Source organism: Streptacidiphilus sp. MAP12-16 (assembly GCF_041262165.1).
GTDB lineage: Bacteria > Actinomycetota > Actinomycetes > Streptomycetales > Streptomycetaceae > Streptacidiphilus.
On record NZ_JBGCBY010000021.1, the window covers coordinates 69,176 to 91,160 of the forward strand.

Here is a 21,985-nt window from a genome sequence, read left to right on the forward strand (position 1 = left end):
CTCAGACCGGACGGCTCGGCAGACGGTCGGTCGACTTGTGCCGCATCGCGCGGCGCAGCAGTAGGCCGTCCGGGGCGGCGGCGGTGAGCAGGACGGCGGGGCCGGCGAGCGGCAGCAGGGCGGCCTCCGCCGGCGGGACGCCCAACAGCTCCGCGGCCGGGGGTCGGTGGGCGAGGTCGGGGTCACAGAGGACGATCTGGCCGAGGGCGCGGTGCGTGGCGAGGACGGCGGGGCCGTCCCAACCCGGGGCGCCCGGCCCGAGGTCGGTGTGCTGGTCGAGCAGGACCCGGTTGTTGTGACGGAGGGTCAGCCGGGAGCTGAGGCGGCCGGGGGTCTCGCCACTGCGGCCGAGGATCTGTTCCTCGCGCAGCAGCAGCCGGGCGTCGCCGGAGAGGGTGATCCGGGTGGTCATCCGCAACTCGCTGCCGGCTGCGGCGATGACGGGTTCGGGCAGCCACTCCAGTACTCCGCCCTCGTCCACGCGCAGGTCGAGCTCGTAATGCGCGGGGGCGGGGACGCGTCCGGGCAGGCTGACGGTGGCGGCGGCGCTGGTGACCCGCAGCCGCGCGCCGGCCTGGACGTGGACCTCGATCCGCAGCCGATCGCCGCCGAGCGGCGCGGCCATCGCACCGACGAGGGTGACCTGGGCCGCCGGGGGCCCGTCCGGGTGGGTGGTTCGGCGGACGGCGAGCGGCCCGTCGCCGGCGAGCAGGGGCAGGGCCGTGCCGCCGCGTCCGTCCGGGGCGGCGGTGATCCGGGCGACCGCCCGGACGGTGCTGCCGGCCGCAACGCCCGCTGCGGTGACGTTGGCGGCGGCGATGGCGCTGATGGCCGGGGTCACGTCGTCCACTCGGCGACGCGGGCGCGGACCCACTGGGCGACGGGGGCGACGCCGTCCACCGTGGCGAGGGAGCAGAAGACCACTGGCAGCTCGCCGCGCTGGGTCCGCGCGTCGCGGGCCATGACGTCGAGGTCCGCGCCGACGAGCGGGGCGAGGTCGGTCTTGTTGATGACGAGCAGGTCGGAGCTGGAGACGCCGGGACCGCCCTTGCGCGGGATCTTGTCGCCGCCGGAGACGTCGATGACGAATATCTGGAAGTCGACCAGGCCCTTGCTGAAGGTCGCGGTCAGATTGTCCCCGCCGCTCTCGACCAGGACCAGGTCGAGCGGGCCGACTTCGGCCTCCAGGTCCTCGACGGCTTCGAGGTTGGCGGAGATGTCGTCGCGGATCGCGGTGTGGGGGCAGCAGCCGGTCTCCACGGCGGTGATCCGCTCCGGTGGGAGGACGGCGTGGCGCAGCAGGAACTCGGCGTCCTCGGTGGTGTAGATGTCATTGGTGACGACGGCGAGGGAGAGCTCGTCGCGCAGGACGCGGCAGAGGGCGGCGACGGTGGCGGTCTTGCCGGAGCCGACGGGGCCGCCGAGGCCGATCCGCAGGGCGCGCCGGCGGCCGTCGCGGCGCAGGGGGTCAAGGCCCGGCAGAGGCGCGGGCAGGTCGTGGTCACGGTGCACGGGAGCTCCTTGCTGAGGGGATTCAGGAAGCGAAGAGTCGGACCGCCCAGGCGGCCTGCTGCTCGGCGTAGAGGTCGAGCAGGGGCGCGGAGGCGGCGGGGAGGGCGTCGGTTCCGGCGTGGGCTGCGGCTTCGGCGGCCCGATCGGCGGCGGCGGCGACGGTGGTCAGGTCAGGGGTGAGCCGGGCCAGGACGGCGGTGGCTTGGAACGGGTCGAGGCCGAGCAGTCGCACGCAGGCGGTGACCGGTCCGGAGACGCTGTCGTAGGCGGCGGCCGACGCGGCGTCGTGCGGGCTGAGTCCGGCGGCCGCTGCGGTGCGGCCGAGGACGACGGGCTGGTGGGCGCCGCGTGGGCGGTCGGCGGCGAGCTGGTCGAGGGTCGGGTCGGGCCAGATGGTGCGGGCTGCCCGGATCAGCTGGCGGCCGAGCCGGCGGGAGACGGCGCGGAGCGCCGGGGAGGGGATGCGGGCGTCGGCGGCGTCGTCCAGGGTGAGCGGGTCCAGGTCGCCGCGGGCCGCCGCCGCGGCGAGCGCGGCGGCGGTGAGTCCCGCGGTGTGCAGGCGTCCGGTGCAGAACCCGTGCAGGGTCGCGGCGTCGTGGACACGCCCTGCCTTCACGGCGGCTTCAACACCGCCGGAGTGGGCATGGCCCCCGGCCGGGAAGCGGCCGTCGGAGAGGAGCAGGAGTGCTGGGTTCATCACCGTCCCGGGTGTCGGTGGAGTCAGGGGTGGAGTGAGAAGTACGGAGTGAGGCGGCGGGTCGGAAGAGGGATCAGAACAGGAAGTAGCGCTGCGCCATCGGGAGTTCCGTGGCAGGCCGGGGTTCGACGATCTCACCGTCGATCCGCACCGTGAAGGTGTCGGGATCAACGGTGACCTCGGGGCGGGCGGTGTTCTCGTGGAGATGGTCCTTGGTGACGCCGCGGGTGTTGCTGATGGCGGTGAAGGTCTTGCCGATGCCGAGGTCGTGGGCGAGGCGTTCGGGCAGGCCGTCGTCCAAAGCGGAGCCGGTGACAAAGTTGAGCGAGTTGGCCGCCGGGGCGCGCCCGATGGCGCCGAACATGGGACGGGGCAGCACGGGCTGCGGGGTGGGGATGGACGCGTTGGCGTCGCCCATCTGCGCCCAGGCGATCTGGCCGCCCTTGATGACCAGGTCGGGTTTGACGCCGAAGAACGCGGGGGTCCACAGGACGAGGTCGGCGAGCTTCCCGGTCTCGACGGAGCCGATCTCGGCGGCCAGGCCCTGGGCCACCGCCGGGTTGATGGTGTATTTGGCGACATAGCGACGTGCACGGTTGTTGTCGGCTGGCCCGTCTCCGGGCAGCGCCCCTCGGCGGCGCTTCATGACATGCGCGGTCTGCCAGGTGCGCATGACCACCTCGCCGACCCGGCCCATCGCCTGGGAGTCGGAACTGATGATGGAGATCGCGCCGAGGTCGTGCAGGAAGTCCTCGGCGGCGATGGTGGAGGGGCGGATCCGCGACTCGGCAAAGGCCAGGTCCTCGGGCACGCTGGGGCTGAGGTGGTGGCACACCATCAGCATGTCCAGATGCTCGTCCACGGTGTTGCGGGTGTGCGGGCGGGTCGGGTTGGTCGAGCTGGGCAGCACGTTGAGCTGCGAGACGACGGTGATGATGTCCGGCGCGTGGCCGCCGCCTGCGCCCTCGGTGTGGTAGGCGTGGACCCCGCGCCCGGCGATGGCGGCGAGGGTGTCCTGGACGAAGCCGGCCTCGTTGAGGGTGTCCGTGTGGATGGCGAGCTGCGCGCCGGTCTCCTCACAGACGTTGAGGCAGGCGTCGATGGCGGCGGGGGTGGCGCCCCAGTCCTCGTGGATCTTGAAGCCCATGGCTCCGGCACGCAGCTGCGCCCGCATGGACTCGGCGTTGACGGTGTTGCCCTTGCCCAGCAGGCCGAAGTTGACGGGGTACTGCTCGGCCGCCGCGAACATCCGGGCCAGGTGCCAGCCGCCGGGGGTGATGGTCGTGGCCTTGCTGCCCTCGGCGGGTCCGGTGCCGCCGCCGAGGAGGGTGGTGACGCCGGAGGCGAGGGCCTCCTCGAAGATCTGCGGGCAGATCAGGTGGACATGGGCGTCGACGGCCCCGGCGGTGAGGATCTTCCCGTTGCCGGAGATCACCTCGGTCTCGGGGCCGAAGACCAGGTCGGGGTGGACCCCGTCCATGGTCTCCGGGTTGCCCGCCTTGCCGAGGGCGGTGATCCGCCCGTCGCGGATGCCGAGGTCGGCCTTGACGATGCCCCAGTGGTCGAGCACGACCACGCCGGTGATCACCGTGTCCGGAGTGCCCTCGGCGCGGGAGGCGCGGGACTGGCCCATGGACTCGCGGATGACCTTGCCGCCGCCGAACACGGCCTCGTCGCCGCCGGCGCTGAGGTCCTGCTCGATCTCGATGAGCAGGTCGGTGTCGGCGAGGCGGATGCGGTCGCCGGTGGTCGGGCCGTAGAGGTCGGCGTAGCGGCGGCGGGTCAGTGAGAGTGCGGGCTCGCGGGAGTCGCGGCCGTCACGGGAGTCGCGGGCGTCGCGGGCGTCAGTCATCGAGGCTTCCCTTCGTCTCGCCGCGCAGGCCCAGCACCTCGCGGCGTCCGCCCAGCGGCACGAGCTCGACCTCGGCGGGGATGCCGGGTTCGAAGCGGACCGCGGTCCCGGCCGGGATGTTGAGGCGCCGGCCGTGGGCGGCGGCCCGGTCGAAGTCCAGACCGGGGTTGGCCTCGGCGAAGTGGTAGTGCGAGCCCACCTGGATCGGGCGGTCGGCGGTGTTGACCACGGCAAGGGTGGTCACGGGGCGGCCGAGGTTGAGCCCGACCTCTCCGTCCGCGAGCAGCACCTCTCCAGGGATGATCCCGGGGACGACACCGGGAGCCGTCGGCGCGGCGGTCATGCGATCGGCTCGTGGACGGTGACGAGCTTGGTGCCGTCGGGGAAGGTCGCCTCGACCTGGACGTCGTGGATCATCTCCGGGATCCCCTCCATGACGTCGGCGCGGGACAGCACCTTGCGCCCGGACTCCATCAGCTCGGCGACGGTCCTGCCGTCGCGCGCGCCCTCCAGGACGTGGACGGTGAGTATCGCAACCGCCTCCGGGTGGTTGAGGCGCAGTCCGCGTTCGCGCCGGGCCCTGGCGACGTCTGCGGCCACATGGATGAGCAGGCGTTCCTGCTCGTGCGGGGAGAGTCTCATCGGCGATCACCTCTGGGGGCGTCCCATGCAGGCTGCTTGGGGGGAGGGGACGCGGGCACGCCGTCGTGCCGCGGGAGGCCGTCGGGACGCGGCGGGGGTACCGGCCGTGGTCGGCGTCGCACACGGGCCGCACTGCCCGCCGCCACCACGTCCGATCCGCGCCCGGCGGGGTGGATCGTGTGCCGACACGTTAGCGGACCGGCGGCTCGGAAGGTCAGAGGCACGAGCCGGATCCGCCTCGCGCCACCGGCAGCGGAGCGGTGCCATCGGGCGCTCGGGCGAATGATCGACGAGCCGGCGGAATACCGGACTCCGATACTCACCGGAGATCACCAGGAAGATCACCGGGAGATCACGGGAACTCCTGGGAGATCACCTCGACGAGTGATCGGCGAACGCCCCTAATAGGCGGAAGATTTGACTCCCTATCAGCGTCTGACGAGGCGTCATCGCAGGTCAGGCCATATTCCCGAGATCCGTGTGAAATTTATCAACACCCTTGGAAACAACCGGAATCCGATCCCGAAACCCGAGGTGACAAGAGTCACAAAAGGCCGTCGCGACGTGAAGATCCCATAAGAACGTGGCAATACTGACGGCCGAACAGAAAGTCCCCGCCACCCAGGCGGGGCGGTCCGGCCGGACGCCGAGTCTCGCCACCGGTCGGACGCCAGGTGCACAACACACCTGACAGGCGAGAGCGGGAGACCCAATCAAGGCGGGACGGCCGGACCGTCCCTTGGGGTGAAGCCACCACGTGGCCGGGCAGCTTTCGGAGCCCGAACCCGACAGGGAGACCTTTCGTAGGCGGTTCCGGAAGGAAGCGCATGACTGCGTCCGCGATCACCCATGCCCCGAAGCGGAACCTGAACAGCCGCCGCTGGCGGGCCGGGGTCACCTCAGCGCTCACGCTGGCCGCCGTGGCCGGCAGCACCCTGCTGGCGAACAGCCCCGCCGATGCCGCGACGATCGAGGCCAAGGCCCTGAGCATCGCGGCATCAAAACACGGCGACCCCTACAGCTACGGCGCCGCAGGCCCCAACCGGTTCGACTGCTCGGGCCTGACGTACTACTCGTTCAAGCACGCCGGCAAGAATCTGCCACGCACCGCGCAAGCCCAGTACAACAGCGTCCGGCACATCTCCAGGGCCAGTCTGCGCCCCGGTGACCTGGTGTTCTTCCACTCGGGCAGCTACGTCTACCACGTCGGGATCTATGCCGGGTACAACCGGATCTGGCACGCCCCGCACTCCGGCTCGTACGTCAAGCTGGAGCGGATCTGGACCGGTTCGGTCTGGTTCGGGCGGATCGGCTGACGCCTGCCCCCCCTGACGCCTGCCCCCCTGACGCCTGCACCCGGCCGGCTGACGCTCTGCGGCGGAGGGCTGCCGACGTCACTCGCCCGGGTAGCGAACTCCGGTCTGCGCCCGGGCGGCGTCGAGGATCTCCATGACCTCCAGGGTGTCCTGCCAGGACACCAAGGGGCTCTCCAGGAGTCCTGCGCGCAGGCAGCGCATGGCCTCCTCGGCCTCGTGTGCCAGGCCGACGCCGGTGCGGGGCAGCTCGAACACCTCCGGTTCCACCGACTCGCCCTCGCCCCGGTAGAGCGAGATGCGGTCGGGACAGAAGAACGGCGCGGAGAGTTCGATCCGCCCGAGCGGGCCGCTGACGACGGCGCGCACGGGCGTGGCCGCGACGAGGCCGCAGCTGAGCGTGGCCAGCGCGCCGGACTCGTAGCCGAGCAGCAGGCCGGTGTTGGCGTCCACGCCCTCGGGGGTGAGCTTCGCCCAGGCCGACACACTCTCAGGGCGGCCCAGCAGCAGGTGGGCCAGGGAGACCGGGTAGACGCCCAGGTCGAGCAGCGCTCCCCCGCCCAGCTTCGGGTCGCGCAGCCGGTGCGCCGGGTCGAACGGACCGGCGAGGCCGAAGTCGGCCTGGACGGTGCCGACCTCGCCGACGGCCCCGTCCGCCACGAGCTCGACCAGCTTGCGGATCGCCGGGTTGCAGCGCATCCACATGGCCTCCATCAGGAACAGGCCGCGGCTGCGGGCGAGCTCCGTCAGCTCCCTGGAATCGGCGGCATTGAGGGTGAACGGCTTCTCGCACAGGACGGCGCGCCCGGCCTCCAGACAGAGCGCCGCCGCCTCGCGGTGCGCGTGGTGCGGGGTGGCGACGTAGACGATGTCGACGTCGTCGTCGGCCGCGAGCGCCGCCCAGCTGCCGTGGGCGCGGGGGATGCCGAAGCGGTCCGCGAAGGCACGGGCGGACGCCTCGGTGCGCGAGCCGACGGCGACGATCTCGGCGTCCGGCAGCAGTTGCAGGTCCTGGGTGAAGTCGGCGGCGATGCTGCCGGTGGCGAGGATGCCCCAACGGATCTTCTGAGTCATGAGGTCATCCCACCGCGCCGGCACCGCCGCCGTCCAGCGGTGTCCACCGAAGGCCTAGCCATGCCCTCATCCGCGCTCGCGGCGTTTCAGACCGACCGGTCAGACCGACCGGTCTTAGCGCCGCGGGTCGGTCCTGACGATCACTTCCACGGCGTGGCCGATCTGGTCCTCCGTCAGGTCCGCGCGGGCCGTCAGCCGCAGCCGGGACCAGCGGTCGGGGACGGACGGCGGGCGGAAGCAGCCGACCAGAAGGCCCTGCTCCCGGCAGGCGGTGGCCCAGGCCAGCGCCGTCTCCGGAGCGGGCACCCGTACCGACACCACGGCGGCGTCCGGTACCGACACGTCGAGGCCGCTCGCGGCGAGGCGGGTCGAGAACTCCCGCGCCACATGGCGGGCGCGTTCCGCGCGCTCCGGTTCCTCGCGGATCAGCCGCAGGGCGCCGAGCGCAGCGCCGACCGCGGCGGGCGCCAGTCCCGTGTCGAAGATGAAGGTGCGGGCCGACTGCACCAGGTGCTCGATCACCCGCCGCGGGCCGAGGACCGCTCCGCCCTGCGAGCCCAGGGACTTGGACAGCGTCACGGTGGCGACCACGTCGGGCGCACCGGCGAGGCCGGCTGCGGCGAGTGCACCGGCACCGCCCTCGCCGAGCACGCCCAGTCCATGTGCGTCGTCCACGAGCAGCGCGGCGCCGTGCGAGCGGCAGGCGGCGGCGTGCTCGGCGAGCGGGGCGGCGTCCCCGTCCACCGAGAAGACGGAGTCGCTGACCACCAGTGCCCGGCGCTCGGACCGTACGGCCAGCTCGGCCCGGACGGCGTCCGGCGAGCGGTGGGCCGCCCGGGCGACGCGGGCGCGGGAGAGCCGGCAACCGTCGATCAGCGAGGCGTGGTTCAGCGCGTCGGAGACGATCACAGTGTCGTCGTCGGTGAGCGCGGTGACGGCGGCGAGGTTGGCGGTGTAGCCGGAGGAGAAGACAAGCGCGGCCTCCGCACCGCAGAAGGCGGCGAGTTCGGCCTCCAGCTCGGCGTGCAGCGCGGTGCTGCCGGTGACCAGGCGGGAGCCGGTCGAGCCGCCGCCCCAGCGCAGGGCCGCGTCGGCGGCGGCGCCGGTGACCCGGGGGTGGCGCACCAGGCCCAGGTAGTCGTTGCCGGCCAGGTCGAGAAGCTGCTCGTCCGCGGCGCGGGGGCGCAGGGTGCGGACCAGGCCGGCACTGCGGCGCCGCTCGGCGGCGTCGTCCAACCAGTCGAACGGGGAGGTGAGCTGCGCTGTCTTGTCGATCCCGGTCAACCCGAACACGCTCCTCGCTGGGCCTGCTGCCACTCGCACACCGGACACAGCGGTGCTCCCGGCGTGTCGGCCGGATAGTCGGTCGGCTCGCCGCAGAGCACGCAGTCGGCGACCGGGGCGCCGGGCGCGGCCGGACTTCGCCGCTCGGCGGGGGGCTGAGCGGCGTCGCAGTACGGTTCGGGCTCCACAGCGGCCATCCTAGGGTGCAGGACCTGACGGGTCTGGCCGCAGGGGTCCGACCTGAGGTGTCCGGCCTGAGGTGTCCGACCTGAGGTGTCCGGCCTACGGGGTCGGCGTCGCCTTGGACTGGTCCGTCTGCCAGGCGAGCGCGGAGGCCACGGTATAGGAGAGGAACCAGGTAGGGGTGTCGAGCTCCGCCGTTGCGGGACGGCCGTCGGCGAAGGCCGACTGCACGATGGCCACCGTCCTGCCGATCGCGGCGACATGGATCTCCGTCGCCGCACTGTCCGGGTCCTGCGACGTCGGCTGCGCGGCCGTCGGACTGCTCGACGGCGACGGCGACGTCGTGGGCGAGCCGCTCGGGACCGAGGTCTGCGCGGTCCCCGGCGTCCCCCGCTGAACGGTCAGTGACGGCGTCACGGACGCGGACGGGCTCGCGTGGGACACGGTCGCCGGAAGTCCGCCGGCCGGCTGCTGGAACTGCAGATCGGCCAGGGCCGTCCCGGCCGGGTTCAGCGCGCCGGCGACCCGCGCCGCCGTCGCAGCGTCCGCGTAGTACAGCACCGTGACGGAGGAGTACACCGCGTGGTCGTCCATGCGTACGTAGTCGGCCGTCAGATAGCCGCTGCAGCCGCCGGTCACCGTCGCCGGAGCCTGCGGGGCGAAGGCGTTGGCGCAGTCGCCGCCGCTTCGGAACGCGTTGTAGCGGGTGCCCCGATAGCCCTCAGGACTGGTCAGGGTCGCGGGAAAGCCGACGGTGCGCGGAAGGACGACGTCGAGGGTCGTCTGGTCGGCGCCGCCGCTCCCCGCGGTGGTGCTGCCGCTCTGCAGCCCGGCGCTGTCCTGCGAGACACCGTCGACGGCCGCCTGCTGTTCGGCGTGTATCCGGCCCGCGAAGTGGACCTCGGCCCAGGTCGCCCCGGCCGCCGCAGTGGCGAGCAGTCCCACCAGCGCGAGTGTTCGGGGCGCACGGCGGCGTACCCGGTCGGCAGGGATGTCGTGCTGCTCCCCCGTCGTGGTCATGCGGATGAGTGTATGGGTTCGATATGTGTGCCTGGCCAGGGGTCTCCTGTGAGCAGTCGTGTGAGGAATCGAACGTCGCCGGAGGGTCGATTTGGAAGTTCTGTGACAACCGGGCAACCACGCGGGCAGATCTTCTGGCAGGTTCGGCAGTGGCGGCCGACCCGCCCTGACCGGCAGGATCACCACCATGGATCTGCTCGACTCCCTCGTCGCCAAGGGCTTGCGCCGCGAACTCCCCACCCGTGAGGAGGCCCTCGCCGTCCTTTCCTCTTCCGACGAGGACCTGCTCGACGTGGTCGCCGCCGCCGGCCGCGTCCGCCGCCAGTGGTTCGGCCGCCGGGTGAAGCTCAACTACCTGGTCAATCTGAAGAGCGGGCTGTGCCCCGAGGACTGCTCCTACTGCTCGCAGCGGCTCGGATCCAAGGCTGAGATCCTCAAGTACACCTGGCTGAAGCCGGACCAGGCCGCCGCCGCCGCGAAGGCGGGCGTGGCCGGTGGCGCCAAGCGGGTCTGCCTGGTGGCGAGTGGGCGCGGCCCGACCGACCGGGACGTGGAGCGGGTCGCCGACACCATCTCGGCGATCAAGGCCGACAACGAGGACGTGGAGATCTGCGCCTGCCTCGGCCTGCTCTCCGACGGCCAGGCGACGCGGCTGCGCGACGCCGGCGTCCACGCCTACAACCACAACCTGAACACCTCCGAGGACACGTACGGCGACATCTGCTCCACCCATGACTACGCGGACCGCGTGGACACGGTGCAGCAGGCGCAGGCCGCCGGCATGTCGGCCTGCTCCGGGCTGATCGCGGGCATGGGGGAGAGCGACGCCGACCTGGTCGACGTGGTCTTCGCGCTGCGCGCGCTCAACCCCGACTCGGTGCCGGTGAACTTCCTGATCCCGTTCGAGGGCACCCCGTTGGCGAAGGAGTGGAACCTCACCCCGCAGCGCTGCCTGCGGATCCTGGCGATGGTCCGCTTCGTCTGCCCGGACGTCGAGGTCCGGCTGGCCGGCGGGCGCGAGGTCCACCTGCGCAGCCTGCAACCGCTGGCGCTGCACCTGGTCAACTCGATCTTCCTGGGCGACTACCTGACCAGCGAGGGCCAGGCCGGGCAGACCGACCTGGACATGATCGCGGACGCCGGGTTCGTGGTCGAGGGCACCGACGAGAAGACCCTGCACGGTGACCGCGCGGCCGACACCGCCTCGGTGCGGCAGCCGGACGAGCAGGCCAGCCGCCAGGACCTGGTCTCCGTGCGCCGCCGCGGCACGGGCACCGACCTCCCGCCCAACGCGTGAACCCGCGCCCCGGACCGGGCCTGGACCCGCAGGACCTGCTCGCGCTGGACCGGGCCCACGTCTGGCACCCGTACGGGGCGATGCCCGCAGCGATCGCCCCGTACCCGGTGGAGTCGGCGCGTGGCGTCAGGCTGCGACTGGCGCAGCCCGTCGAAGGGCGCAGCGAGCTGATCGACGGCATGTCCTCGTGGTGGTCGGCGATCCACGGGTACGGCCACCCGGTGCTGGACGAGGCGGTTCGGGACCAGCTCGGCCGGATGAGTCACGTCATGTTCGGCGGCCTCACCCACGAGCCCGCCGTCCGGCTGGCGGCCCGCCTGGTGGAGATCACTCCGGAACCGCTGCAGCACGTGTTCCTGGCCGACTCCGGCTCGGTCGCGGTCGAGGTCGCCGCGAAGATGTGCCTGCAGTACTGGCGATCGGTGGGCCGTCCGGAGAAGCAGCGCCTGCTGACCTGGCGCGGCGGCTACCACGGCGACACCTTCCACCCGATGTCGGTGTGCGACCCCGAGGGCGGAATGCATCACCTGTGGAGCGGGGTGCTGCCGCGGCAGGTCTTCGCCGACGCCCCACCGGACGGCTTCGACGCCGAGCCGGAACCCGCCTACGTCGCGCACCTGGACGAGCTGATCGGCCGTCATGCGGCGGAGGCGGCGGCGGTGATCGTCGAACCGGTGGTGCAGGGCGCGGGCGGGATGCGCTTCCACTCCCCCGCGCTGCTGCGGGTGCTGCGCCGGTTGTGCGACGAGCACGGCGTGCTGCTGGTGTTCGACGAGATCGCGACCGGCTTCGGCCGTACCGGCGCGCTGTTCGCCGCAGACCACGCCGGGGTCTCCCCGGATGTGATGTGCGTGGGCAAGGCGCTGACGGGCGGTTACCTGACCCTGGCCGCCGCGCTGTGCACCAGCGAGGTCGCGGCCGGGATCAGCAGGGGTGAGGTGCCGGTGCTCGCGCACGGGCCGACGTTCATGGGCAACCCGCTGGCCTGCGCGGTCGCCAACGCCTCGATCGAGCTGCTGCTCGCCCAGGACTGGCGGGGTGAGGTCAAGCGCATCGAGGCCGGGCTGCTCGACGGACTCGCCCCGGCGTCCGGGCTGCCCGGGGTGCGTGAGGTGCGGGTGCTCGGCGCGATCGGCGTGGTCCAGCTCGACCACGAGGTGGACGTCGCCGCCGCGACCCGGGCCGCCGCGCGGGCCGGGGTGTGGCTGCGTCCGTTCCGGGACCTCGTGTACACGATGCCGCCGTATGTCACCGGTGACGACGACCTGGCCGCGCTGTGCGCCGGGGTGGTCGCCGCCGCCGAGGAGGGCTGACCGGACGTGGAAGCGATCGTGGGACCGACCGACGGGTTGAGCGCCGGCGGGCAAGGAGGGCCGAGCGTCCGGGGCATCGTGCTGGTGACCGGCACCGGGACGGAGATCGGCAAGACCGTCGTGACGGCCGCCGTCGCCGCGCTGGCACTGGCCGAGGGGCGGAAGGTCGCGGTGCTGAAGCCCGCGCAGACCGGCGTGGCACCCGGCGAGCCGGGTGACGTGGACGAGGTGCGACGGCTCGTCGGGGACGAGCTGACCTGCGGCGAACTGGCCCGCTATCCGGAGCCGCTGGCTCCGGCGACGGCCGCGGCCCGGAGCGGGCTGGCACCGGTGACGCCTGAGCAGGTCGCCCGGGAGGCCGCCCTGCTGGCCGCCACGCACGACCTGGTCCTGGTCGAGGGCGCGGGCGGGCTGCTGGTCCGCTTCGACACCGACGGCTCGACCCTCGCGGACGTGCCGGCCGCCCTGCGGGCGCTGGGGTTCGACGCCCCGGTACTGCTGGTCACCACCCCGGGTCTGGGCACGCTCAACACCACCGCGCTGACCGCCGAGGCCCTGCGGGCGCGAGGGGTGCGGCTGCTCGGCCTGGTCATCGGCGCCTGGCCGGCGGAACCGGACCTCGCCGCCCGCTGCAATCTCGCGGACCTGCCGCTGGTGGCGGACGCCCCGCTGCTGGGGGCGATGCCGGAGCGCTGTGTCACCCCACCGCGGCCCGGCTCCGGCCAAGGACAAGGCGCCGGACGAGGACAAGAGGAAGCGGACCGGGCCTCCCTCCTGGCCACGGCCCGCTCCTCGCTCGCGCCCACCCTGGGTGGGGTGTGGGACGGGGTGCGCGTACTCAGCCGGTGATCTTGTTGAAGATCCGCGAGTAGGCGTAGCCGGTGCCCTTGTCGTAACCGTCGACCTCCCAGAACGCCAGCTCCTGGACGCCCTTGGCGGCAGCGAAGCTCTCCAGCGTGGCGGCGTTGGACTGGGTGAAGTTCTCGTTGTCGTCGTTCCGGCCGGCGATCGGGGTCAGGCCGATCTTGTTCCAGACCTGGGCCGAGGTGCCGCCGTAGAGCCCGGCGAGCTGCCCCTCGGTACCGTTGGCGGCCGACTCGGCGTCCTTCAGTGCGTTCTGGCCGTCGCCGAAGTCCATGGTCATGATGTTGACCAGGTTGACCTTGACGCCCTTGCTCTTGGCGTCCTTGAGCAGGTTGAGGGCGTTGGACGGCAGCCCGGTGGGGTCGACCGGCAGGGTGAAGTCGACCTGGACCGAGGGGTTGGCCTTCTGCAGCGCCGCCAGGGCCTGGTCCCGGCGGGAGTTGGACGCGGTGTCGTCCAGCACGCCGCCCTCGATGTCGAAGTCCAGGCGGGTGCCGTAGGCCTTGACGACGTTGGCGTAGGCGGCGGTCAGGCTGGTCACCGACTTGCAGGTCTGGGCGAGCTCGCCGCCGGACGCTCCGCCGAAGGAGACGATGACGTTGCCGCCCGCCGACTTCAGCGAGTTGACCTGCGAGGTGAAGGCGCCGAGCGAGTCGTTGTTGTACTCCCACATCGGCGTACAGCCGGATTTGGGCGTCAGGAAGGCCAGCGTGAAGTACTTGGTCCCGGTCGCCTTGAGATCGGCACTCATGTCTCCGGCGTCGCTGCCCTGTATCTGCAGGTAGGGAGCCGCGTAGTGGGTGGGGAACGAGCCCGATGCCTGGGCCGGCACGGCGCCGGCGAGCAGCACCAGCGCGGGGGTGAGAGCGGCGGCGGCGAGGGCGGCGGTACGCGCGGTGGACTTGGCCATGACGACCTTTCAGATCCGGTGCGACTATCGTTAGGAAGGTTTCCTAACAGCGTTGTCGAGGATCGTGGACCCTTGCCGTGACTCTGTCAAGAGGGGGAAGGGGCCGAGCCGGATCGGTGTAGGGGACAGCGTCCTGCGCACGGCGGAGGGCTGGACCGTCGGCCCCCTCCGCCGGAAGGATGCCGACTGTCAGTACTCCGGCTTAGGCTCGAACCGGCCCGACCGAGCACCGGCTTGAAGACTCCAGGGGGAATCCATGTCCACTCCGGCCGCGCGAGCGGCACAGCTGACCAAGTCCTACGGCGCGGGCGACACCCGGGTGGTGGCGCTCGACTCGGTGGACATCGAGATCGAACAGGGCCGGTTCACGGCCATCATGGGGCCCTCCGGCTCGGGCAAGTCCACGCTGATGCACTGCCTGGCCGGCCTGGACAACGTGAGTTCGGGGCGGATCTGGATCGGCGACACGGAGATCACCTCGCTGAACGACCGGCAGCTCACCCGCCTCCGCCGGGACCAGGTCGGTTTCGTCTTCCAGGCGTTCAACCTGCTGCCGACGCTCACCGCCGAGGAGAACATCACCCTGCCCGCCGACATCGCCGGGCGGAAGGTCGACGAGGCCTGGTTGAAGACGGTGATCAGCACCCTCGGACTCGGCGACCGGCTGCGGCACCGCCCCTCGGAGCTGTCCGGCGGCCAGCAACAGCGTGTCGCCGTGGCCCGCGCACTGGCCTCCCGACCGCAGATCATCTTCGCGGACGAGCCCACCGGCAACCTGGACTCCCGCTCCGGCGCCGAGGTGCTGGGTTTCCTGCGCGGCAGCGTGGACGAACTGGGGCAGACCGTGGTGATGGTGACCCACGACCCGGTCGCCGCCTCCTACGCCGACCTGGTGGTCTTCCTCGGCGACGGCCGCGTCGTCGACCGGCTCAAGGACCCCACGGCCGACGCCGTTCTCGAGCGCATGCGCCGCTTCGACGGCCTGAGGGCCGACTGAGCCAGGAAGGACGTGCGACAGTCATGCTGAAAGCAACCCTGCGCGGCTTCCTGGCACACAAGGGCCGCCTCTTCCTGTCCCTGCTGGCGGTCGTGCTGTCGGTGGCCTTCGTCGCCGGCACGCTGATGTTCACCGACACCATCAGCGGCACCTTCGACCGGCTGTTCCGCAACACCGCGGCCGATGTCAGCGTCACCCCGCACACCGACCTCGGCACCGACCGGCAGAACATCTCCGGCGCCGTGCCGACCGAGTCGGACGCGCTGGTCGCCAAGGTCGCGGCGGTGCCGGGGGTGGCCTCGGCAATCCCCCGCGTCGGCCTCTCCGGGATCGTCCTGGTCGACGCCGGCAACCACGACATCGGTTCGGTCGGCGGAGCACCGACCATCGGCATCAACTGGCTCCCCACCTCCAAGTCCGTGGTCGACCTGACCTCCGGCACCGCCCCCCAGGGCGACGGCCAGGCCGTCATCGACGCCGACACGGTCCGGAAGCACCACCTGACGATCGGCCAGCAGCTCAGGGTGATCGCCGCCCCCGGCAGCTTCCCGGTGCGGATCACCGGCATCGCCACCTTCAACACCACCAACCCGGGCGCGACGCTGGTCTTCCTGGACACCAGGACGGCGCAGCAGCGCCTGCTGGGGCAGCCCGGCCTGATCACCTCGGTGGACGTCACCGCCGCCAAGGGCGTCTCCGACGACGCCCTCAAGCAGCGGATCGCCGCCGTCGTCGGCAGCGGCTACGACGTCAAGACCGCGGCCCAGTCCGCCAAGGACTCCTCGCAGCAGCTCGGCACGTTCCTGAGCGTGATCAAGGACGCGCTGCTGGGCTTCGCCGGGATCGCCGTACTGGTGGGCATCTCCCTCATCCTCAACACCTTCTCGATGCTGGTCGCGCAGCGCACCCGCGAGCTCGGCCTGATGCGGGCCCTCGGCGCGAGCAGACAGCAGGTGAACCGGTCGGTGATGGTGGAGGCCCTGCTGCTGGGCGTGCTCGGCTCCACTCTGGGACTGCTGGTGGGCGTGGGCCTGGCCCAGCTGCTGATCAAGCTGATCGGCGGAGCGGGCATGGAGCTGAAGGGCAGCGAGATCGCGTTCCGCTGGCCCACTCCGGTCGCCTCCTACGCCGTGGGCGTCATCGTCACCGCCGTCTCCGCGTACCTGCCGGCCCGGCGGGCTGCGCAGGTCTCGCCGATGGCGGCGCTGCGCGAGGCGGACACCCCCGGCAGCGGCGCTCCACTGCGCCGGCGGGCGATACTCGGCGGCTCGGTGGTCCTGCTCGGCGCGGCCGCGCTGGTCGCCGCCTCCGCACTGCACTCCGCCGGGTCCGCGGCCTCGTACCTGGGCCTGGGCATCGTGCTGACGCTGATCGGGCTGATCATGACCGGGCCGCTGCTGGCCCGTCCGGTGATCCGGGCGCTGGGCGGCTGGTTCCCCCGGGCCTTCGGCTCGGTCGGCGCGCTCAGCCAACGCAACGCGCTGCGCAACCCGCGCCGCACCAGCGCCACCGCCTCGGCGCTGATGATCGGCCTGGCGCTGGTCGCGGCACTGTCGGTGGTGGGCTCGTCCATGGCGGCGTCCTTCGACAGCCAGGTCGACAAGACCATCGGCGCCGACTTCATCGTCCAGAACAGCACCGGGCTGCCCTTCCCCGCGGAGGTCGCCCAGACTGTCCAGGGCGTGCCCGGCGTCGGTCTCATGGTGCGCAGCCAGGGCACACAGGCGACGCTGGTCGCGGCGGACGGCAGCAAGAAGAAGACCACCGTGGTGGGCACGACTCCCGGGCTCGACAAGGTGGTGCACCTGACGCTGCGTTCGGGCAGCGTCGCGGCGGGCACCGCACCCGGCTCCGTGATGATCGCCTCCACCTACGCCGACGCCCACCACCTGGGCATCGGCAGCCCGGTGACCGTTCGCTTCCCGAGCGGGCAGCTCGCCACGCTCACGGTCGGCGCGGTCAACTCGGTCGACCCGAACAGCCTGACCGGTCTGCGTGACAACCCGGTCGTGGGCACCGATACCCTGGAGAAGTACGCCCCCGGAGCGCTCGACAGCAGCGTGTTCATCGACGCCGCGCCGGGAGCCGACAAGGCGCAGGTGAAGGCGGCGGTCTCGACCGCCCTCGCCAAGGACCCGCAGGTGCAGGTCCGGGACCAGTCGGACTACAAGAAGCTGATCCGGCAGCAGATCGACATCCTGCTGAACCTGATCTACGGGCTGCTCGCGCTCGCGATCATCATCGCGGTGCTCGGGGTGGTCAACACCCTGGCCCTGTCCGTGGTGGAGCGCACCAGGGAGATCGGGCTGCTCCGCGCCATCGGTCTGTCGCGGCGTCAGCTGCGCCGGATGGTCCGGCTGGAGTCCGTGGTCATCGCGCTGTTCGGGGCGGTGCTGGGGCTCGGCCTGGGACTGGTGTGGGGGCTGACCTCGCAACGCCTGCTGGCGCTGAAGGGGATGCAGTCGCTCTCGATCCCCTGGGTCACAGTCGTCGCGGTGGTGATCGGCGCGGGGCTGGTCGGCCTGCTGGCCGCGCTCGGCCCGGCGCTGCGCGCCTCCCGGCTGAACGTGCTGGACGCCATCGCCCACGAGTGACGGCGCTGCCGTTCACTCCGAGGACCGCCCTTCATCTCAACTGCTTGGTCCAGCGGGTCCACTCCGGGTCGGGAGCGTACCCGGACGCCAGCCAGGCACTGCGCCCCAGCTCGTTGCGGTCGAGCACCATCGCGTCGCCGCGCCGCCCGCCCAGGGCGGCGAAGCGCCGCTCGGCCGCAACGAGCAGGGCGCGGGCGACGCCCTGGCGCCGCGAGCCCGGGTCGACCGCGAGGCGGTAGAGGCTGCAGCGCCAGCCGTCCCAGCCCGCGATGACCGTGCCGACGATGCGCCCGTCCCGCTCCGCGACGATGAGCGCGTCGGCGTCACGGGCGATCAGACGGCTGACGCCGTCCGGGTCGTCGCTGATGCTCGTGCCTTCGGCCGACTCCTTCCAGAACCGGAGCAGAGCCTCGACATCGGCGGGGGCGGCGGAGCGCAGGTGTAGGTCGGCCATGGGAGCGAGCCAATCACCCGGCGCGGGTCGCAGCCAGCTGTTTTCGCTGCGCCGGACTGTGCCCCGTGCGAGACGTCCTTGGACCGACCGGCACATGGTGGCTGGATGCAGGAGCGGGGCGAGAGCCATCGGCTTGCGACGCCAGCCACCACGTGCCGGACGTTCTCAGTGTCCGTCACCGCCGTCGTCGGGAGGATGCGCGATGCCGAGCGGCAGTTCCAACTCGACCCACACCACCTTGCCGTTGTGGGTGGTGCGGCTGCCCCAGCGATGGGCCAGCTCGTTCACCAGGTACATGCCGCGGCCGCCCTCGTCCTCCTCGGAGACCCGGCGCAGCCGGGGCGCGTGGCTGTCCGCGTCGGCCACCTCCAGGGTGAGCACCCGGTCGCGGAAGAGCCGCAGCTGGGTGGGCGTCCCGGCGTGCAGCAGCGCGTTGCTGACCAGCTCGCTCACCAGCAGCACGGCGAACTCGCTGAGCGAGGACAGGCCCCAGTCGGCGAGTGTGCCCCGGGTGAACCGGCGTGCCTGGCCGACCACGGCCCTGTCGCCGGACAGCGGCAGCGAGGCGATCCAGTCGTCACGCACCGGCAGCGCCCGGGCCATGATCACCGCGATGTCGTCCTCGCTGTCACTGGCGGACAGTGCTTCCAGTACCGCGTCGCAGCTCTCCTCCAGGGACTGACGGCGCTTGGTCACGACCTGCGAGAGCAGGCTCAGCCCCTCGTCCAGGTCGCGGTTGCGGCGCTCGACCAGACCGTCGGTGTAGAGCACCAGCACGCCGTCCTCGGGAAGGACGAACTCCACGCTCTCGAAGGGCACTCCGCCCACCCCGAGCGGGGCTCCGGGGGGCAGTTCGAGCAGCCGTGTCGACCCGTTCGGATCGGTCACCACGGGCGGCAGGTGCCCGGCACAGGCGATGGTGCAACTGCGGTCGGCCGGGTCGAACACGGCGCACAGGCAGGTCGCGAACTGCCCCTCGCCGATCGCCAGCGCCGTCTCGTCCAGGCGCCGGAGCACCCGGTCGGGCGCCAGATCGAGGGTGATCAGCGTGCGGGCCGCGGTACGGAGCTGGCCCATCGTGGCGGCGGCCCGGATGCCGTGGCCCATCACATCGCCGACGACCAGTGCGACCCGCCCGCAGGACAGCGGCACGACGTCGAACCAGTCGCCGCCGACCTCGCTGACCACACTGCTCGGCAGGTAGCGGTAGGCGATCTCCAGCCCCGGTGTGCGGTGGACCTCCTGGGGCAGCAGGCTGCGCTGGAGCGTGAGCGCGGTGTCGCGCTCACGCCGGTAGAGCCGGGCGTTGTCGATGCACACCGCCGCACGGGTCGCCAGTTCCTCAGCGAGCGCCACGTCGGAGGGGGTGAACGGCTCCGGATTGCGCATCCGGATGAACTCGGCCCCGCCGAGCACCATGCCACGGGCGAGCAGAGGCACCATCAGATACGAGTGGACTCCGGCGTCGAGACTCGGCTGGACCCGGTCCGGGTGCGCGACGATCCGGTGCAGCGCCGCCTCGTCCACCTGCGAGACCAGGATCGACCTACCGGTGCGCAGGCTCTGCGCATAGAGCTTGGCCGAGCGGGAGGTCCCGCCGACCGCGTCCGCTGCCCCGGTCATGCCCGCGTCGGTCACCTCGCCGACGGCGACTGCGCGCATCAGCACCGTTCCGTCGTCCGGCATCGGGGCCTGCTCCCCGTTCTGCTCCCCGCCCTGGAACACCGAGTCGAGCAGATCGACCGTGACGAAGTCGGCGAACCGCGGGATCACCAGCTCGACCAGTTCCTCGGCGGTCCGCTGAAGGTCGAGCGTGGTCCCGATCCGGGTGCTCGCGTCATTCAGCAACGCCAGCCGCTCCTGGGCCGCATGGGCTTCCTCGAGCGCGCGCTGCCGGGCCCGGGACGCGTCCCGCTCCCGGGTGTAGAGCAGCGCGTTGTCGATGGACACCGCCGCGCGGGCCGTCAGCTCGGTGGCCAACGCCAGGTCCAGCTCGTCATAGGGCCGATCGGTGACGTTGCGGTAGAACGCCACCACGCCCACCGCCGCGCCCCGGGCGATCAGCGGCACCACCATGAAGCAGTGGACACCCTGCTCGCGCACCGCCGCGCCCCGGGCCGGATCGTCGGCGAACCAGCTCAGCCCCTTCGCGTCCATCGTCGGAACGAGCACCGGTCGGCGGTGCGTGAGACTCCAGGCATAGGGAGTCGTCGGGTGGAACCGGTGGATGTCGCCGACCGGGGCGACCGGATCCATCCCCGATCCCTCGACCGTGTGGAAGGCCAGGCGCCGCAACACCGCCGACCGGTCCGGCGGGCCGGGCAGTTCCTCGCCGCGCACCAGCGAGTCCAGGACCTCGACGACGACGGTGTCGGCCAGCCTCGGCGTGGCGACCTCGGCCAGTTCGAGCGCGGTCTGGACCAGGTCGAGGGTGGTACCGATCCTGGTCGACGCCTCGTTGACCAGCGCCAGCCGCTCCCGGGCCGCGTTCGCCTCGGCCAGGGCCTGCTGTCGGGCCACCACGGTCTCGTGCTCGCGCAGGTACAGGCGGGCGTTGTCGATGGCGACGGCCGCCCGGGAGATCAGCTCGTCACCCAGCGTGATGTCCTCGCGCTCGAACGCCTCCCGGCCACCGCGCCGGGAGTAGACCACCATCCCGAGCACCGTCCCGCGCGCGACCAGAGGCGTCACCCGCACCACACGGGATTCGCGGCGCTGGTAGGAGCCCACCCGCACGGCGGCCGCCCCCGTGGCGAGCGGGGGCAGATCCCGCGACGGCACGACGACGGTCCGGCCCGTCGCCATCGCCTCGGCGTAGGGAGAGCCCGGCGGCACGCTGTAGACGGCACCGATGGGCAGGTCCTCCACCGGGTAGTGGGCGTCCGAACTCGCGAAAGCGAGCCGGCGCACCCGCTCCGCGCCCTGGGGATCGATGGGTTCCACGCCCTGCCCCGCCACCAGCCGCTCCAGCACGAACACTCCGCTGACGTCGGCGACCTGCGGCACCATCGTGTCGGCCAGCTCGCGGGCCGTCTGCCCCAGGTCGAGGGTGGTGCCGATCCGCGAGGTGGCGTCGACCAGCAATTCCAGCCGCTCCCGGGCCCGGGACGCCCGGGACTCGGCCCGGAAACGCTCGGTGACCTCGATGATCGTGGAGCTCACGCCCAGGATCCGGCCGGTGGTCTCCTGCAGCCGGAAGTAGGAGGCCGACCAGGCCCGGTCGTGGGTGGGGTCGGCCGGGGTACGGCCGTGGGACCTGGCGTCGACGATCGGCTCGCCGCTCTCCAGCACCTGCCGCATCACCGCCTCGATCTCGGTGCCGTTGACCCCCGGGAGTACCTGGTCCACCCGCCGCCCCAGATGCTCCTCCGCAGGGATGCCGTTGATCGCGGCGAGAGCGTCGTTGAGCCGTACGAAGCGCAGTTCCTGGTCGTAGACGGCCATGCCGACCGGCGACTGGGTGAAGAAGCTGTCGAGGACGGCCAGGTCCGACTCGATCCGGCGCAGCGACCTGACGTCGGATGCCACGGCGAGAACCAGGGGCCGACCCTCGGGTCCGACGATGGGATGCGTGCGGAACTCCAGGTTGACGTGGTGCCCGTCGCGGTGCCGCACAGGGAACACCCCGGACCACTCCTGGCCGGCCAGGATGTCACCGAAGAGTGCCTGGACCTGCGGCCGCTGCTCCTCCGTCACGAGCAGCTGGGCGGCGAAGGCGCCCACGGCCTCCTCTGCGGTGTAGCCGAGCAGCACCTCCGCGTCGGCGCTCCAGTGCAGGATGCGCCCGTCATCCTTGATCAGCGCCGTCGCGATGGGGATGAACATCAGCCCGCGCCCCAGCGCCTCGCCGCCCGCCGCGACGCGGCCGGCGCCTGAACCAGTCCTCGAGTCGTCCTTGCGCATGGTCAGGTAACCGCCCGGAGGTCATCTTCCCGCTCTGCCATCTTCCCACGGATGCCTCAGGCCGCCTGTGCAGCGG

The 21,985-nt window shown here is 72.0% G+C and carries 19 protein-coding genes and 1 riboswitch; of the genes, 6 read left to right on the forward strand and 13 right to left on the reverse strand.

Going from position 1 to position 21,985, the window contains the following annotated elements; all coding sequences use genetic code 11:
* Position 1: 1 nt before the first annotated feature.
* The 6 genes from ABIA33_RS25740 to ABIA33_RS25765 all read right to left on the reverse strand — a co-directional run bounded on the left by ABIA33_RS25740 (position 2) and on the right by ABIA33_RS25765 (position 4,703).
* Positions 2 to 850 (reverse strand): urease accessory protein UreD, encoded by an 849-nt coding sequence (locus tag ABIA33_RS25740; RefSeq protein WP_370084848.1) that lies wholly within the window; start codon positions 848 to 850, stop codon positions 2 to 4.
* On the reverse strand, positions 838 to 1,512 hold the full coding sequence (gene ureG, locus ABIA33_RS25745; protein ID WP_370084849.1) for an urease accessory protein UreG: 675 nt from the start codon (positions 1,510 to 1,512) through the stop codon (positions 838 to 840). Before ureG ends, ABIA33_RS25740 begins: the two co-directional genes overlap by 13 nt.
* Before the next feature lie 22 nt (positions 1,513 to 1,534).
* Positions 1,535 to 2,209, reverse strand: a complete 675-nt coding sequence (locus tag ABIA33_RS25750) for an urease accessory protein UreF (protein WP_370084850.1) — start codon at positions 2,207 to 2,209, stop codon at positions 1,535 to 1,537.
* 73 nt (positions 2,210 to 2,282) lie between these two features.
* Positions 2,283 to 4,061, reverse strand: coding sequence for an urease subunit alpha (locus ABIA33_RS25755; protein ID WP_370084852.1), 1,779 nt, complete (start codon positions 4,059 to 4,061; stop codon positions 2,283 to 2,285).
* The gene (locus ABIA33_RS25760) at positions 4,054 to 4,365 is read right to left on the reverse strand and encodes an urease subunit beta (protein WP_370084940.1); all 312 of its coding nucleotides are present in this window, start codon (positions 4,363 to 4,365) and stop codon (positions 4,054 to 4,056) included. The genes ABIA33_RS25755 and ABIA33_RS25760 overlap by 8 nt, the downstream gene beginning before the upstream one ends.
* Before the next feature lie 35 nt (positions 4,366 to 4,400).
* The gene (locus tag ABIA33_RS25765; RefSeq protein ID WP_370084853.1) at positions 4,401 to 4,703 is read right to left on the reverse strand and encodes an urease subunit gamma; all 303 of its coding nucleotides are present in this window, start codon (positions 4,701 to 4,703) and stop codon (positions 4,401 to 4,403) included.
* Between the two features lie 674 nt (positions 4,704 to 5,377).
* Positions 5,378 to 5,528, forward strand: a riboswitch (cyclic di-AMP (ydaO/yuaA leader).
* Between the two features lie 2 nt (positions 5,529 to 5,530).
* Here ABIA33_RS25765 and ABIA33_RS25770 point away from each other — a divergent pair.
* Complete coding sequence (locus tag ABIA33_RS25770) at positions 5,531 to 6,019, forward strand: C40 family peptidase (protein WP_370084854.1); 489 nt, start codon at positions 5,531 to 5,533, stop codon at positions 6,017 to 6,019.
* A gap of 78 nt (positions 6,020 to 6,097) precedes the next feature.
* Here the strand turns inward: ABIA33_RS25770 and ABIA33_RS25775 are convergent, their stop codons facing one another.
* From ABIA33_RS25775 to ABIA33_RS25790, 4 genes are all read right to left on the reverse strand, one after another.
* On the reverse strand, positions 6,098 to 7,090 hold the full coding sequence (locus ABIA33_RS25775) for a Gfo/Idh/MocA family protein (RefSeq protein WP_370084856.1): 993 nt from the start codon (positions 7,088 to 7,090) through the stop codon (positions 6,098 to 6,100).
* A 114-nt stretch (positions 7,091 to 7,204) separates the two neighbouring features.
* A complete protein-coding gene (locus ABIA33_RS25780) occupies positions 7,205 to 8,374 on the reverse strand; it encodes an 8-amino-7-oxononanoate synthase (protein ID WP_370084857.1) in 1,170 nt (389 codons plus the stop codon).
* Positions 8,371 to 8,571, reverse strand: coding sequence for a hypothetical protein (locus ABIA33_RS25785; RefSeq protein ID WP_370084859.1), 201 nt, complete (start codon positions 8,569 to 8,571; stop codon positions 8,371 to 8,373). The genes ABIA33_RS25780 and ABIA33_RS25785 overlap by 4 nt, the downstream gene beginning before the upstream one ends.
* Before the next feature lie 85 nt (positions 8,572 to 8,656).
* The gene (locus tag ABIA33_RS25790) at positions 8,657 to 9,577 is read right to left on the reverse strand and encodes a hypothetical protein (protein ID WP_370084860.1); all 921 of its coding nucleotides are present in this window, start codon (positions 9,575 to 9,577) and stop codon (positions 8,657 to 8,659) included.
* A gap of 187 nt (positions 9,578 to 9,764) precedes the next feature.
* Between ABIA33_RS25790 and bioB the strand changes: the two genes are divergently transcribed.
* Genes bioB through bioD form a run of 3 tightly spaced genes read left to right on the forward strand, consistent with a single transcriptional unit; the run spans position 9,765 to position 13,036 of the window.
* Positions 9,765 to 10,874 (forward strand): biotin synthase BioB, encoded by a 1,110-nt coding sequence (gene bioB, locus ABIA33_RS25795; RefSeq protein WP_370084861.1) that lies wholly within the window; start codon positions 9,765 to 9,767, stop codon positions 10,872 to 10,874.
* Positions 10,871 to 12,187, forward strand: a complete 1,317-nt coding sequence (locus ABIA33_RS25800; RefSeq protein WP_370084862.1) for an adenosylmethionine--8-amino-7-oxononanoate transaminase — start codon at positions 10,871 to 10,873, stop codon at positions 12,185 to 12,187. The genes bioB and ABIA33_RS25800 overlap by 4 nt, the downstream gene beginning before the upstream one ends.
* 15 nt (positions 12,188 to 12,202) lie before the next feature.
* Positions 12,203 to 13,036 carry a dethiobiotin synthase gene (gene bioD, locus ABIA33_RS25805; RefSeq protein ID WP_370084942.1) on the forward strand — a complete coding sequence of 278 codons (834 nt, stop codon included), beginning with the start codon at positions 12,203 to 12,205 and terminating at the stop codon, positions 13,034 to 13,036.
* Here bioD and ABIA33_RS25810 read toward each other — a convergent pair.
* A complete protein-coding gene (locus ABIA33_RS25810; protein ID WP_370084863.1) occupies positions 13,026 to 13,961 on the reverse strand; it encodes a chitinase in 936 nt (311 codons plus the stop codon). The two genes, bioD and ABIA33_RS25810, sit on opposite strands and share 11 nt — an antisense overlap.
* A 256-nt stretch (positions 13,962 to 14,217) precedes the next feature.
* Here ABIA33_RS25810 and ABIA33_RS25815 point away from each other — a divergent pair, with 256 nt between their 5' ends.
* Positions 14,218 to 14,958, forward strand: a complete 741-nt coding sequence (locus ABIA33_RS25815) for an ABC transporter ATP-binding protein (protein ID WP_370084864.1) — start codon at positions 14,218 to 14,220, stop codon at positions 14,956 to 14,958.
* Positions 14,959 to 14,981: 23 nt separating this feature from the next.
* Entirely contained in the window at positions 14,982 to 17,552 is a 2,571-nt protein-coding gene (locus ABIA33_RS25820) for an ABC transporter permease (protein WP_370084865.1), read from the forward strand.
* 31 nt (positions 17,553 to 17,583) lie between these two features.
* Here ABIA33_RS25820 and ABIA33_RS25825 read toward each other — a convergent pair whose 3' ends face one another.
* A complete protein-coding gene (locus tag ABIA33_RS25825; RefSeq protein WP_370084866.1) occupies positions 17,584 to 18,006 on the reverse strand; it encodes a GNAT family N-acetyltransferase in 423 nt (140 codons plus the stop codon).
* Positions 18,007 to 18,171: 165 nt separating this feature from the next.
* Positions 18,172 to 21,909: a SpoIIE family protein phosphatase gene (locus ABIA33_RS25830; protein WP_370084867.1), complete on the reverse strand. Its 3,738-nt coding sequence runs from the start codon at positions 21,907 to 21,909 to the stop codon at positions 18,172 to 18,174.
* Between the last annotated feature and the right edge of the window lie 76 nt (positions 21,910 to 21,985).

What these genes read in the sequence shown, in the direction of transcription:
- ABIA33_RS25750 (WP_370084850.1), bottom strand. Translation starts at nt 2,209, where the DNA reads ATGAACCCAGCACTCCTGCTCCTCTCCGACGGCCGCTTCCCGGCCGGG.
- ABIA33_RS25755 (WP_370084852.1), bottom strand. Translation starts at nt 4,061, where the DNA reads ATGACTGACGCCCGCGACGCCCGCGACTCCCGTGACGGCCGCGACTCC.
- ABIA33_RS25765 (WP_370084853.1), bottom strand. Translation starts at nt 4,703, where the DNA reads ATGAGACTCTCCCCGCACGAGCAGGAACGCCTGCTCATCCATGTGGCC.
- ABIA33_RS25770 (WP_370084854.1), top strand. Translation starts at nt 5,531, where the DNA reads ATGACTGCGTCCGCGATCACCCATGCCCCGAAGCGGAACCTGAACAGC.
- ABIA33_RS25775 (WP_370084856.1), bottom strand. Translation starts at nt 7,090, where the DNA reads ATGACTCAGAAGATCCGTTGGGGCATCCTCGCCACCGGCAGCATCGCC.
- ABIA33_RS25785 (WP_370084859.1), bottom strand. Translation starts at nt 8,571, where the DNA reads ATGGCCGCTGTGGAGCCCGAACCGTACTGCGACGCCGCTCAGCCCCCC.
- ABIA33_RS25790 (WP_370084860.1), bottom strand. Translation starts at nt 9,577, where the DNA reads ATGACCACGACGGGGGAGCAGCACGACATCCCTGCCGACCGGGTACGC.
- bioB (WP_370084861.1), top strand. Translation starts at nt 9,765, where the DNA reads ATGGATCTGCTCGACTCCCTCGTCGCCAAGGGCTTGCGCCGCGAACTC.
- ABIA33_RS25810 (WP_370084863.1), bottom strand. Translation starts at nt 13,961, where the DNA reads ATGGCCAAGTCCACCGCGCGTACCGCCGCCCTCGCCGCCGCCGCTCTC.
- ABIA33_RS25815 (WP_370084864.1), top strand. Translation starts at nt 14,218, where the DNA reads ATGTCCACTCCGGCCGCGCGAGCGGCACAGCTGACCAAGTCCTACGGC.
- ABIA33_RS25820 (WP_370084865.1), top strand. Translation starts at nt 14,982, where the DNA reads ATGCTGAAAGCAACCCTGCGCGGCTTCCTGGCACACAAGGGCCGCCTC.
- ABIA33_RS25825 (WP_370084866.1), bottom strand. Translation starts at nt 18,006, where the DNA reads ATGGCCGACCTACACCTGCGCTCCGCCGCCCCCGCCGATGTCGAGGCT.
- ABIA33_RS25830 (WP_370084867.1), bottom strand. Translation starts at nt 21,909, where the DNA reads ATGCGCAAGGACGACTCGAGGACTGGTTCAGGCGCCGGCCGCGTCGCG.